The sequence below is a fragment of the Paraburkholderia sp. J63 genome, assembly GCF_905220245.1.
Taxonomy (GTDB): domain Bacteria; phylum Pseudomonadota; class Gammaproteobacteria; order Burkholderiales; family Burkholderiaceae; genus Paraburkholderia.
Map to the genome: position 1 here is coordinate 196864 of NZ_CAJMZF010000001.1, position 12801 is coordinate 209664.

Genomic DNA, 12801 nt, shown 5'->3' on the forward strand with positions numbered 1-12801 from the left:
TTTTCCAGCTCTGCTTTTAAGCCCTTGTTTTCAACCCTTCTCGCCCAGGATCGATACCGGCGGCAACGGGTACACCTTGTCGTATTGCGTGACCCAGTCCATGAAATCGGCGCGCGCACCCGGAAAGCCGATCATCTTCCACGCCCCCATGCCGCGATTGCCGCCATACATCGGATCGGCGAAATAGCCTTCTTTCGTGTTCGCGAGTAGTTGAATGAAGAACTCGTTCGTTTTCATATCGGGCAGCGCGATCTCACCTTTCTCGAGTTGGCCCAGCACTTGGTCCTGCGTGGCGGCGTCGAGCTTCGCGAAGTGCTGGCCGTGCTCGCGGCTGCACCACGCGTCAATGCCCGCAATCGCTACGCGGTACATATCGCGCGGCGAGTATTTCATCTGGTAGCCGAGCGAGAAAGCCGAATCGGGACGAAAGGGGCCTTGCAGATACCAGCGCGCGCCGTGTCCGTAGTCGGTGTCCATCTGCCGGTCGATAAACTCGGGCACGTGCAGATCGAGCGCGCCGGGGCCATCTTCGTTCGAGGGGATCAGGCGGTCCACCGCTGCCTGAATGAAAGCCCATTCGGCGGCGGTGAAATAGTGGGGATCGTAGGCCGCACTGTCCGGAGTTTCGGCCGCGGCGGCATCGGCGAGCGGCAGGGTGCGCGTGGTCTTGAGCACCACGGCCGACGAGGCCGCGACCAGCGAACCCTTGATGAACCCCCGGCGCGAAGCGTTGGCGTTCTCTTTCTTCATGTCGCAACTCCTTCTATCGCCGACTTGAGTTATCGACATTGGCTTTCAAGGCAACGGTCTGACGATAGGGGATGGCGAATTGAAACGGAACACCCACGCAGAGAATTCAGTTTTGCAAAATGGGGGGTACCTGCGTGGCAACGCGGCCGCAGCAGTCCTCCGGAACGCAGGCGCTGAAGAACGTTGCGCGGTCCACGTTATGCGGACCGATAAATAAATCCCTGTTTGTTCCGATAAGGTCTTTAAAAAGCGAATCGGGGTCGTTGGCCAGAAAGCACTCGACGAAGTTCGGGTGTCGTCGGTAAATTGACGTCAGGCGATCAAGCCGAACCAAACAAAGAACCTGAGGGAAACATGGCATATCACCATCTGTTGCACGATCTGCGCGTTACAGTCATCGCGGGCGTTGCAGCGGCATCCGTGGGCTTTGCGAGCTCCGCACTCGCCGAGCCGATCCCAAACAAGACACTCGTCTATTGCTCGGAGGGTAGCCCGGCGGGCTTCGATTCCGCGCAGTTCACGACGAGCGTCGATTACAGCGCGTCCGCGCTTCCGGTCTACGACCGGCTCGTCGAATTCGTGCGCGGCGGCACGACGGTCGAGCCTGGTCTCGCGGAGAAATGGGACGTATCGCCCGACGGCAAGGTCTACACGTTTCATCTGCGCCACGGCGTGAAGTTCCATACGACGGCCTATTTCAAGCCGACTCGCGACTTCGACGCCGACGACGTCGTGTTCACGTTCGAGCGCATGCTCGATCCGGATCAGCCGTTTCGCAAGGCCTATCCGGTGCCGTTCCCGCGCTTCGTCGACATGGGGCTAAACAAGCTGATCGTGAAGGTGGAGAAGGTCGATCCTTACACGGTGCGCTTTATGCTATCGGCGCCGAATGCGCCGTTCATCCAGAACATGGCGATGGCGTATGCGTCGATCCTCTCGGCCGAGTATGCCGGGCAACTGCTCAAGGCCGGACGCGCGGCCGATATCAACCAGAAGCCGGTGGGCACCGGGCCGTTCGTGTTCCACAGCTACATGAAGGACGCGACGATCCGTTACGACGGCAACCCCGATTACTGGAAGAAGGGCGACGTGAAGATCTCGAAGCTGATCTTCTCGATCACGCCGGATGCCGCCGTGCGCGTGCAGAAGCTGAAGCAGAACGAGTGTCAGGTGATGAGCTATCCGCGCCCGGCCGATATCGCGACGCTGAAGGCGGACCCGGACATCGCGATGCCGTCGCAGCCGGGCTTCAATCTCGGCTACCTCGCCTATAACGTCGAACACAAGCCGCTCGGCAACGTCGACGTGCGCCGGGCGCTCGACATGTCGATCGACAAGCAGGCGATCATCTCGTCGGTCTACCAGGGCGCGGGGCAGGCCGCGTTCGCGCCGATGGCGCCCGCGCAGTGGTCGTACGACAAGAACCTCAAGGCCGCGCCGTACGACCCCGCGAAGGCGAAGGCGCTGCTCGCGAAGGCGGGCTTGCCCAACGGCTTCGACATCACGTTGTGGGCGATGCCGGTGCAGCGTCCCTACAACCCGAACGCGCGACTGATGGCCGAGATGATCCAGTCCGACTGGGCGAAGATCGGCGTGAGGGCGAAGATCGTCACCTACGAGTGGGGCGAGTATCTGAAGCGCGCGCACGCGGGCGAGCACGACGCCATGCTGATCGGCTGGACCGGCAACAACGGCGATCCCGACAACTGGCTCGGCACGCTGCTCGGCTGCGAGGCGGCGAAGGGCGACAACGATTCGCGCTGGTGCTACAAGCCATACGACGATCTGATCCAGAAGGGGCGCACGACGCTGGGTCAGGACGCGCGCACGAAGATCTATGTGCAGGCCCAACAGATCTTCGCCGAGCAACTGCCGTTTTCGCCGATCGCGAACTCGACCGTCTATCAGCCCGTGCGCACGAACGTCGTCGACATGCGGATCGAGCCGCTCGGCTACGTGCGCTTCGACGGTGTCAGCGTGAAGTAGTGCGATGGACGGCGGCGGTATCCGGTGCCGTCGCAGCGGCTAATTTGCCCGGACCAGTGGTGTCGCCGCTGGTCTCCCATTCTCCTCCGTAAAGATCGGGCGGCGTGCCCGCTCGTTCGCCTGATCGTCTAAATCGCGGCAGCGTTCCCTTTAACGCATTGTCGCCCGTCGCGTGCGCGCCATCCCCTGCACGCGCACAAACAGTTCCGATCGACTAACTCTTGAAGCGGAACGCACAGGAATCCGGTGCGGTGTGCCGCCCCGTGCAGCAAGCGTTCGCCGCGACCGCTTGTGGCGATGGGCCAACGCGCCACTCTAGTGAAGCGAACCTCAGATGAAGGAAAACGGTTCTAACTATTTTGATGCGATTGTCATGAATGGCCCCGCTTTCTAGTCTTTGCTCCTGCGAATGCGTTCATACGTTCATGCACGAACGCGCCGTGTACGACCCGACCCATGCAGTTTCCGTTCCTCACCGCCCTATCACCGGACTATTCAGATGAAACGTATCTGTACCACGGCCTTCTTGCTTTCGGTGGCTTGTGCCGCTCACGCGCAGAGCAGTACGACGGGTTCCAGCGTCACCCTCTACGGGGTGATCATGGAAGGCCTCATCTATTCGAACAACTCGCTCAAAGGCGCCTCGCTGGGGACGGCAAACGGCCCGAGCCGCTGGGGCTTTCGCGGTGTCGAAGACCTCGGTGGCGGCACGCGCAGCGTGTTCGTGCTCGAGGGCGGCTTCAATCCCAACACGGGTACGCTGGGGCAGGGCGGCCGTGAATTCGGCCGCCAGGCCTATGTGGGCCTGCAGGACGACCGCTTTGGCACGCTCACTTTCGGGCGCCAGTACGATCTCACCCAGGACTGGCTCGCGCAATATTCGTCGCCGCTCATGTGGAACGGCTATACGGCGACCGTGGGCGACAACAACAATTTCAATTACCAGTTCCGTACGAACAATGCCGTCAAATACGTGTCGCCGACGTACCGGGGCCTCCAGGTGGGCGCGATGTACAGCTTCGGCGGCGTGGCGGGCAGCTTCGGCAACCAGAGCGCGCTCGGTTTCGGCGTGAACTACGCGCAGGGCAACATCAAGCTCTCGGCTGCGTACATGCGCATGAACCATCCGGCTGCGGCGGCCAGCGAGGGGCTCTGGAACACCTCGCAGTTCGCGTCGATTTCGGCCGCTTCGCCGACCTATGCCTATGCGATCGCGCCCACGAGCATGGAAATTTACGGCGCGGGCGGCCAGTACGCATTCACGCAAAACACCTTCGCGGGACTCGTCGTCACGCATAGCCGCTACGATAATCTCGGCGTCGCGCAGCTTGGCCTGCAGAACGGGCGCGCGAGCTATACCAACGTCGAGGCGAACCTCAGTCACTTCTTTACGCCTGCCTTTCAGGTCAATTTCGACTATGTGTATACCCTCGGCGACGTGCAGCCCACGGACTTTCGCCCGCAATATCATCAGTTCTCTTTGATCAACAATTATTTCCTCTCGAAGCGTACCGCGCTGTATCTCACCGGCATTTTCCAGCTGGCCGCGGGCGACGCGCAGCACGCCAATATCGAGTATGCGAGCGGCAGCGGCGGCGCATCCACGTCGAAGCGTCAGGTGGCGATCACCGCCGGTATCTATCACCGCTTCTAACGGCGTGTCGAGGGCCGTGACGGCAACGTCAGGCCTGCCGCCTTGCGAAGCAAGAGGAGCAACAGGATTTCATATGACAGGCGAGCAGAAGGCGCAGACTCGGGCGACCGATCACGTTGCCCACGACGAGACGCAAAGCGGTGCCCAGATCGTCGCCCATACGCTGGCGGCGTTCGGCGTGCCCGCGCTCACGTACATTCCGGGCGAGGGCGTGCTGGAGGTCGTCGACGCGCTCGCGACCCACGCCCCGCAGATCGCGCTCGCGAGCTTCCGTCACGAAGCCGGCTGTGCCTACGCGGCGCAAGCGATCGGGCAATTGAGCGGCCAGCCCGGCATCTGCGTCGTCGCGCGCGCGCCGGGTGCGTTGAATACGGCGCTCGCGGTGCACACGGCCTTTACCGACAGCGCCCCGATGATCCTGATCATCGGTCAGGCGAGCCGTGCGATTTCGGGCCGCGAGGCGATGCTCGGGCTCGACGATTTTCCACGTACGTTCGGACCCCTGACCAAATGGGTCGGCACGATCGACGCGCCGGAGCGCATCGGCGAAATGTTCGCACGCGCCTGGAGCATCGCGATGAGCGGGCGGCGCGGACCGGTGGCGCTGGTGCTGCCGGAAGACGTGGCGCAGGCGCGTGTGCGTGTGCCGGCGCGCGAGCCGGTTGCGCGCTTGCCTGCGGTGCCGCGGCCTTCGGTCGGGCAGGCCGACCTGGCTGCGCTGCGCGATCTGCTGCGGCAGGCGAGCCGGCCCTTGCTGATCGCGGGCGGGACCGGCTGGCAGCCGGGTTCGCTGGCGCGGCTCACCGAGCTCGCGCACCGGCACGCGATACCGGTCGCGACCACGTATCGGCGCCGCGATCTGATCGATCACGACGACGACGCGTTCGTCGGCGAAATCGGCATCGGCATCGATCCTGCGCTGGCGGCGCGCGTCGCCGACGCGGATCTGCTGATCGTGCTGAACGGGCGGCTCGGCGAGCTCAATACGCTAGGCGAAGGCTTCAAGGGCTTCGCGCTGATCGAGCCGGACCCGGACCGCCGGCCGCAGCGTCTCGTGCATGTGCATGCCGATGCGAGCGAGCTGAACGTGGTCTATCAAGCCGATCTCGCGCTCGTGGCGGACCCGAATGCGGCTGTCGATGCCTGGCATGACGAGAGCGTGGCGCAGGCCGATCGCTGGATCGCGCCCGAACGGCTCGACGAACGCGGGCGCTGGCTTGCCGACGCGCGCGCGGCGCGGCTCGCGTTCGTGGCGGGCGGACGCTGCGAAGGCCCCGTCGATCTGCGCGACGTCTATGCGACGCTCGACGACGCGCTCGACGACGACGCGATCGTCACGTCCGGCGCGGGGGCCTACGCGATCTGGCCGCAGCGCTACCTGAAGCATCGCCGCTATGGGACCCAGCTCGGGCCCAAGAGCGGCGCGATGGGCTACGGCCTCGCGGCCGCTATCGGCGCGGCGCTCGTCTCAGCACCGACGCGCCAGATCGTGGCGATTGCCGGTGATGGCTGCCTGACGATGCACGTGGAGGAGCTAGAGACCGCGGTGCGCCTCGGCGTATCGCTGCTCGTGCTGGTGATCAACAACTGCGCGTACGGGGCGATCGACGGTGCGCAGCGGCGCATGTTCGGCCGCAGCGTCGGCACCGAGCTCGGCCTGATCGATTTCGCGGCGCTGGCCCGCGCGTTCGGCGCCACGGGCTCGGTGGTGGAGGAGACGGCGGCATTCGCACCGGCGCTCGCCGACGCGCTCGCGCGGCCCGGCGTCAAGCTGATCGAGCTGCGCGTGCCGCGCTCGGTCGGCAAGCCGCTCGCCTGAGTCTTGAACGAGGTTTCGTGTATCGATGACTGAACCATTCCATCCGGCGGACGCGCACTCGCGCGATCCGTCCACAGCGGGCGGCGGGGTCGCCGCCGCTAGCCGCTCCGGCACCGGCGCGCGGGCTATCGTGATCGGCGCCGGCATTGCCGGGCTCACGGCGGCCTGGCGGCTCCAGCAGGCGGGCCTGCGCGTGACGGTGCTGGAGGCCGCCGATACGGTCGGCGGCCGCATGGGCGACCGGCGCGCGGGCGAGATCGCGTACAACAGCGGCGCGCGGCTCGTCTATCCGTTCGGGCGCGCATTCAACCGCTTGATTGGCGATCTCGCGCTCGGCGACGCGCTGATTCCGCTGCGCAATCTGACCGCGCGTTGCGTGACGCCGCGCGGCGATCATCTGATCGAATTGATGCCGACGCTGCGTTCGTTGCTGACACCGGGGTTGCCGATCGGCGAGCGCATCGCGTTGATCGCGCACGCGATGCGGATGCGCGGGCAGCGCGGCCGCGTCGACCCCGACTGGGCGATCAGCGCGCTCGACGTCGATCCTGGCGCCGACCGGCAGACGCTCGCCGATTACATCCGCGGCGAAATCGGCCCGCATGCGCTGGCGAGCCTCGTCGAGCCCGTGTTTCGCGCGACGCGCAGCTTCAATCCCGAGACGCTGTCGTCGCTGTTCTATCGCACCACGGTGCCGCATCTCGTGGGCGAGGACACGGTCCACACGTTGCGCGGCGGCATGGGACTCGTCTGCGAGACGCTTGCGCGGCAACTGGACGTGCGAACCGGCGCACGCGTCGCTTCGGTCGAACACCGGCGCGAGGCCGACGCGTTGTGCGTGGCGGTGACGCTCGCGGGCGGCGAGACGTTCGAGGCCGATCACGTGGTCTGTGCGGTGGAGGGCTCGCTCGCGAGCGCGCTCGTCCGCACGCCGCAGGCGGCGGAGCGCGAGATGCTTGCCGAGGTGCGATACAACGCGCTCGGTGTCGTTCACTATGGCTTTGCGCAGCCGCTGCCCGCGTTGATGCAGTTCGCGTCGCGCGATGTCGCGAGCCGCATCTCGACGTTCCAGCAAATGCCGGCGGCGCCCGCGAATGGCCGACCGCTCGCGCAGATCTATTGCCAGTTGACGCCCGAGGCCGTCGAAGAAGCGCAGCGTCTCGGCTGCACCGACGACCTCGATGCGCTCGTGCGCGACGAACTGCGCGTGCGCGTGCCCGATTTCGACCGGCACGTCGTGGCCGTCGCCAATCAGTGGATACCGCGCAAGCTGCCGGTGTTCGCGCCCGGCTATGGCGAGCGCCTGCGCGCGTTCTGGCGCTGGCAGGAAGACGCGGCGCGCGCGAGCGAGCGGCCCGTCGTCTATTGCGGCGACTGGACTTCGCAGGCGCTGCTCACGGGCGCCTGCGCGAGCGGCGAGCGCGCCGCGAGGATCGTGCTCGAACGCGCGCAAAGTCAGGCAAAGCGAACGAATTCTTAGCGAAACGGTAGAAGCCGCCTGTCGAATAAATTCGCTCGCGGTATCGATGCTACAAATTCCCCACCCAATCCACCCGCGGGATACACGCAATGAACGAATCGACTACCAGAGCACTTCACACGCCCGTAGCGCGCCCGGCATGGCGGACGGCGCTCATTGGGGCCATTGCGGCCGTGACCGCACTCGCCGGATGGCTGGCCGCGCCCGCGTCGGCGAGCGCGCAAAGCAGCCAGCCGGTGACGGTTGGCATTGCGAATCTCGGGCCGCACCCCTCGCTCGCGAAGACCATCCAGGGGTTCAAGGACGAGATGGCGCGTGAGGGCTATGTCGATGGCAAGAACGTCAACTACGTCTACAGCGATGCGAATTTCACGCAGGCGCTGATGCCGCAAATGTTCTCGCAGATCCTCTCGAAGCAGCCCGCGCTGATCCTCACGCTGACGACCTCGGTATCGCAGGTCGCGTTGTCGGCGGTGGGCGATCACCATATTCCGCTGATTTTCGCGGAGGTCACGGACCCGGTCGCGGCCGGTCTCACGCCGGGCTGGGCGCACGGCAGCGACCGCTTTACCGGCGCCTCCGATCTGCAGGACTTCGATGCCGTGCTTGCATTCGCCAAAAAGCTCTTGCCGGGCGTGAAATCATTCGGTGTCCTTTACGACTCGGGCGAGGCCAACGACGTGGTCACGACCCATGCGCTGCAGGCCGCCGCCGCGCGCGCCGGGCTCGAGTTCCGGCCGGTCAGCGTGGACAGCGTGAACGACATCACGCAGCGCGCGCAGCTCCTGAATGGCGTGGGCTTCGTCTATATCACGGGCTCGAATCTCGTGCAGTCGGCCATTCCCGCCGTGGCCGCGGCCATGCAAAGGATGAAGGTCCCCGTGATCAGCTCGGAGACGGAGGCGATCAAGAAGGGCATGGCCGACGCGTCGTATGCCGTGTCGCTCCAGTCGGTGGGCGCGAACGCGGCGCGCGTCGCGGTGCGTGCCTTGAAGGGCGAGGCCACCTCGGCGCTGCCCGTCATGAAGCCGGCGAAGTCGGACTACGTGGTGTCGATCAGCCGCGGCCAGTTCGCCCGGCTGGGCCTGACCATTCCCAAATCTTTCGAGGATTGCGGATGCCTGATCAACTGAAAACGCGGCGTTGCGCGACGGTGATGACGATGCATGAAAAGGATACGCCGCTCCTGTCGGTCGAGCGCGTCGGCAAGACGTTCCATGCGGGCACGGTCGACGAACGCGTGGCATTGACCGACGTGTCGCTGAAGCTGCTGCCCGGCGATTTCGCGGTGGTGGTGGGCGGCAACGGCGCGGGCAAATCGACCTTCCTGAACCTGCTCGCGGGCGAAGTGATACCCGACGAAGGCGCGATCTCGATCGACGGCCGCGAGATCACCACGCTGCCGACGCACCGGCGGGCGAAGTACATCGCGCGGGTGTTCCAGGACCCTTCGATCGGCACGGCCGCCGCGCTGAGCCTCGAAGAAAATCTCGCCGTCGCGAACCAGCGCGGTCTCGCACGCAGCTTCGGGCGCGGCCTCACGCGCGCTCAGGCCGAGGCGTTCCGCGAGCGGATCGCGTCTTTCGACCTCGGCCTCGAAAAGCGCATGAAGGCGCAGGCGTCGCTATTGTCGGGCGGTCAGCGGCAGGCGCTCTCGCTGCTGATGGCCGTGCTGCAGCGGCCGCTGCTGCTGTTGCTCGACGAGCACACGGCCGCGCTCGATCCGCGCACCGCCGCGATCGTGATGCGCGTGACCGAGCAGGTGGTGCGCGAGGCGAAACTCACGACGCTGATGGTGACGCACAACATGCAGCACGCGCTCGACTTCGGCAATCGTCTCGTGATGATGCGCGACGGCCGCATCGTCGGCGACCTGACCGGCGAAGCGAAACGCGCGATGACGATGGAGCGCCTGATGGCGACCTTCAACGAAGAGCCCCCCATGACACGAACGGTGAACGCATGAATCTGATCGGTGGATTTATCGGCCTTTTTCCCGTCGGGATGATGCAGGGCCTGACCTACGCGCTGATTGCGCTCGCCATCATGATCCCGTTTCGCATTCTCAGCTTTTCGGACATGACGGCCGAGGGCTCGTTCCCGTTCGGCGCGTGCGTCTGCGCGAAGCTGCTGATGCTGGGCTTCGATCCCGTGATCGGGCTGCTCGGCGGCGCGCTCGCCGGTTTCATCGCGGGGCTGCTCACCGCCGCCATCCACGAGAAAGCGAAGATCAATACGCTGCTGTGCGGCATTCTCGTGCTCTCGATGCTCTACTCGGTCAACATCCGCGTGATGGGGCAGCCGAACTCGGCGCTGTTTGCCTATGCGAGCGTGTTCTCGTGGCTGCCGGACGCGGGCGGGGGCTATCTGCCGCGCATCGTGATGCTCGGCGCGATCGACACGGTGCTCGGCGCGGGCGTGCTCTGGTTCCTCGGGACGCAGCATGGGCTGGCCATGCGTGCGATCGGTTCGAGTCCGTCCATGGCCAAGGCCCAGGGCATCAACGTGAAGGTTTATACGCTGGTGGGGCTCGGTCTCGCGAATCTGTTCGCGGCGCTCGGCGGCGCACTGCTCGCGCAGAACCAGGGCTTTGCCGACGTGAACATGGGTTTCGGCGTGCTGGTCAATGGGCTCGCGGCGCTGCTGCTCGGCGAGGCCATCGTCGGCAACCGGTCGATGGTGCGCCAGGTGCTCGCGCCCGTGCTCGGCTCGGTCGTCTATTTCCAGCTCATTTCCGTGGTGCTCGTGATTGGCTTCCAGCCTTCCGACCTCAAGCTCGTCACGTCGCTGTTCGTTCTCGTCACGCTGCTCTCGATGGCGCAACGCAAGAAGCGCGGGGCGAATCGACGGAAGTCGGCCGTGGCGAAGATGCAGGCCGGTTGATGAGAGGATGACAAGAGCGCGGCCCCGGTCGCGCTGGATTCACCGAGCCCGGTGTTGCGCGAAGGACGCGCAACACCGGGTTTTTTGTTGTCCCGACTAATTAGCGCGGTGCGGAAAGTCCCTGCCAGCGCAGCATGGTCACCGGTGGCTCGATGTGCAACTGATCGAGCACGCGCATGACCGTATAGTCGACCATCGCTTCGAGGCTGTCGGGCTTCGCGTAGAACGCGGGCAGCGGCGGCATCACCGTCGCGCCCATCTCGGCCGCCAGCGTCATGTTGCGCAGGTGCGCGAGCGTGAGCGGAGTCTCGCGCGCGAGCAGCACGAGCTTGCGGCGCTCCTTGAGCGTGACGCTCGCGGCCCGCGCGATGAGGTTGTCGTCGAAGCCGTGCGCGACGGCCGCGAGCGTCTTCATCGAGCACGGCGCGATCACCATGCCGTCGTGCTGGAACGACCCGCTCGCGATGCTCGCGCCCACCTCGTTCTGGTCGTGCCAGACGCTCGCCGCGTCGCGCAGCGCGTTGCGTTCGAGGCCGGTTTCGTCGAGCAGCGTCATCCAGCCCGCGCGCGACACCACGAGATGCGTGAGGACGCCGCAGCCGCGCAGCATTTCGAGCAGCCGCACGCCGTAGACGGCGCCCGTCGCGCCCGTGATCGCGACGACCACGCGCTTTTGCGCGGCGCCGCTCATGTTGCCGCCTTGACCGAAAAATGCGGCAGGTAGTCGTCGAGCACGATCTGGGCATAGCCGGGAATGGTCTTGCGCTCGAACTCGGCCTCGCGTCCCCACGGCCGCGTGGCGTCGATCGCGAGACGCCCCCAATGATCCTTGTGCGCGTCGCGATAGAAGCCGGGCACGTCGTGGATCACCATCGTGCGCGTGTCGGCGCGCCCGCGCGTGAGAAACGCCCAGATCACGTCTTCCATGTCGTAGATGTCGACGTCCTTGTCCACCACGATGACAAGCTTGTTGTAGTCGAGATGCGAGCCGAGCGCAGCCAGCAGCGCGTGCTGCGCGTGGCCTTCGTATTGCTTGTCGAGCTTGATGACGGTGTTCATCACGGTGGGGCGGCAGCTCACGTCGAGCACGCCGCGCACCTGGCTCGAAATGGCCTTGTAGATGCGCGCGGCGGTGGCGGCTTCGAGCGGGCGCAGATCTTCGTGCGAGCCGCAGATCAGGCCTTGAAAGACGGCGCCTTCGCGCCAGCCGACGTGGGTGACTTCGAACACATGGTTGTCGCCGACTTCGACGTAATAGCCCATGAATTCGCCGAACGGACCTTCGGGCCGGCGCACATGGGGCAGGATGCGGCCTTCGATGACGATCTCGGCCGAGACCGGCACGTCGAGATCGACGGTGCAGGCCGGGCGCATCGCAATCGGGCCGCCGCGCATGGCGGCGGCGAGCGCGAGCTCGTCGCCGTCCGGCGGCAAGGACACGCAGGCGCTCATGAATATTTCGGGGTCCGCACCGATCAGGATGGCGGCTTCGAGCGCTTCGCCGCGTGCTTCGGCCTGCTGCTGGAAACGCGCGAGATCGTGGGTGCTGCCGAGCCGGATGCGCAGTTCGTCATCCGAAACGATCATCGAGCGATGAAACGAGAGATTCGCGCGGCCGCTGCCGGGGTCTTTGGCGAGAAACACGCCGGCCGTGATGTACGGCGCGCCGTCGCGTTCGTGATAGGTGGGGACGGGCAGGTCGGAGAGCGTGCCCGTGACCCAGTCGGCGGGCGCGGCGACGCGTTCGGTCGGCGCCTCCAGCGTCGCGGCGAGCGAGATCTCGCGATCGAGCCGCGCGCAGAACGTCTCGTCGCCTTCGCAGCGGATGATTTCGCGCAGCCGCTGATGGTCGGTGTACAGATTCATCAGCACGGGCAGGCGGCTGCCCCGCACGTTCTCGAACAGCACCGGTCTCGTCGTTTCCTGCTGGAGCCGGCGGGCGACCGCGGCGATTTCGTGGCGCGGATCGACTTCGCGCTTGACGGTCAGCAGCTCGCCGCGCGCGCGCAGGCGGGAAAGGTAATGTCTCATCGTGTCGCGACTTCCGTTCAAAGAGGGAGGGGAATGCAGCGGCAGCGCACGGCTTGGGGCGCGATGGCAGGCGCGCGTCGCGTCACGGCGTGCGGGGGCCGATCTTCGACTTATACCTGCGGCGTCGCGGCGCCATATCGTCGATCGGGGCGCCGAACTAGGAAATGCGGTTTTTATCTGAGCGCGGGCGGCGGCTCG

Annotated in this window: 10 protein-coding genes; 7 read left to right on the forward strand and 3 right to left on the reverse strand. The window is 65.5% G+C overall.

What is annotated here, in order from left to right:
* Window positions 1-30: 30 nt before the first annotated feature.
* On the reverse strand, window positions 31-750 hold the full coding sequence (locus tag U5775_RS00885) for a gluconate 2-dehydrogenase subunit 3 family protein (RefSeq protein ID WP_322056229.1): 720 nt from the start codon (window positions 748-750) through the stop codon (window positions 31-33).
* A gap of 354 nt (window positions 751-1104) precedes the next feature.
* On the opposite strand from U5775_RS00885, the gene U5775_RS00890 reads away from it, so the two are divergent.
* The 7 genes from U5775_RS00890 to U5775_RS00920 all read left to right on the forward strand — a co-directional run bounded on the left by U5775_RS00890 (window position 1105) and on the right by U5775_RS00920 (window position 10572).
* Window positions 1105-2736: an ABC transporter substrate-binding protein gene (locus tag U5775_RS00890; protein ID WP_322056230.1), complete on the forward strand. Its 1632-nt coding sequence runs from the start codon at window positions 1105-1107 to the stop codon at window positions 2734-2736.
* 499 nt (window positions 2737-3235) lie between these two features.
* The gene (locus U5775_RS00895) at window positions 3236-4390 is read left to right on the forward strand and encodes a porin (RefSeq protein ID WP_322056231.1); all 1155 of its coding nucleotides are present in this window, start codon (window positions 3236-3238) and stop codon (window positions 4388-4390) included.
* A gap of 73 nt (window positions 4391-4463) precedes the next feature.
* Window positions 4464-6209, forward strand: coding sequence for a thiamine pyrophosphate-dependent enzyme (locus tag U5775_RS00900; protein ID WP_322056232.1), 1746 nt, complete (start codon window positions 4464-4466; stop codon window positions 6207-6209).
* 25 nt (window positions 6210-6234) lie between these two features.
* Window positions 6235-7689, forward strand: coding sequence for a protoporphyrinogen/coproporphyrinogen oxidase (locus U5775_RS00905; protein WP_322056233.1), 1455 nt, complete (start codon window positions 6235-6237; stop codon window positions 7687-7689).
* An 89-nt stretch (window positions 7690-7778) separates the two neighbouring features.
* The gene (locus tag U5775_RS00910; RefSeq protein WP_322056234.1) at window positions 7779-8822 is read left to right on the forward strand and encodes an ABC transporter substrate-binding protein; all 1044 of its coding nucleotides are present in this window, start codon (window positions 7779-7781) and stop codon (window positions 8820-8822) included.
* Between the two features lie 29 nt (window positions 8823-8851).
* Window positions 8852-9655, forward strand: a complete 804-nt coding sequence (locus U5775_RS00915) for an ABC transporter ATP-binding protein (RefSeq protein ID WP_415913496.1) — start codon at window positions 8852-8854, stop codon at window positions 9653-9655.
* Window positions 9652-10572 (forward strand): ABC transporter permease subunit, encoded by a 921-nt coding sequence (locus U5775_RS00920; protein ID WP_322056236.1) that lies wholly within the window; start codon window positions 9652-9654, stop codon window positions 10570-10572. The genes U5775_RS00915 and U5775_RS00920 overlap by 4 nt, the downstream gene beginning before the upstream one ends.
* Before the next feature lie 100 nt (window positions 10573-10672).
* Here the strand turns inward: U5775_RS00920 and U5775_RS00925 are convergent, their stop codons facing one another.
* Both U5775_RS00925 and U5775_RS00930 read right to left on the reverse strand, forming a co-directional pair.
* On the reverse strand, window positions 10673-11263 hold the full coding sequence (locus U5775_RS00925) for a UbiX family flavin prenyltransferase (protein ID WP_322056237.1): 591 nt from the start codon (window positions 11261-11263) through the stop codon (window positions 10673-10675).
* Window positions 11260-12603: a UbiD family decarboxylase gene (locus tag U5775_RS00930; protein WP_322056238.1), complete on the reverse strand. Its 1344-nt coding sequence runs from the start codon at window positions 12601-12603 to the stop codon at window positions 11260-11262. The genes U5775_RS00925 and U5775_RS00930 overlap by 4 nt, the downstream gene beginning before the upstream one ends.
* Between the last annotated feature and the right edge of the window lie 198 nt (window positions 12604-12801).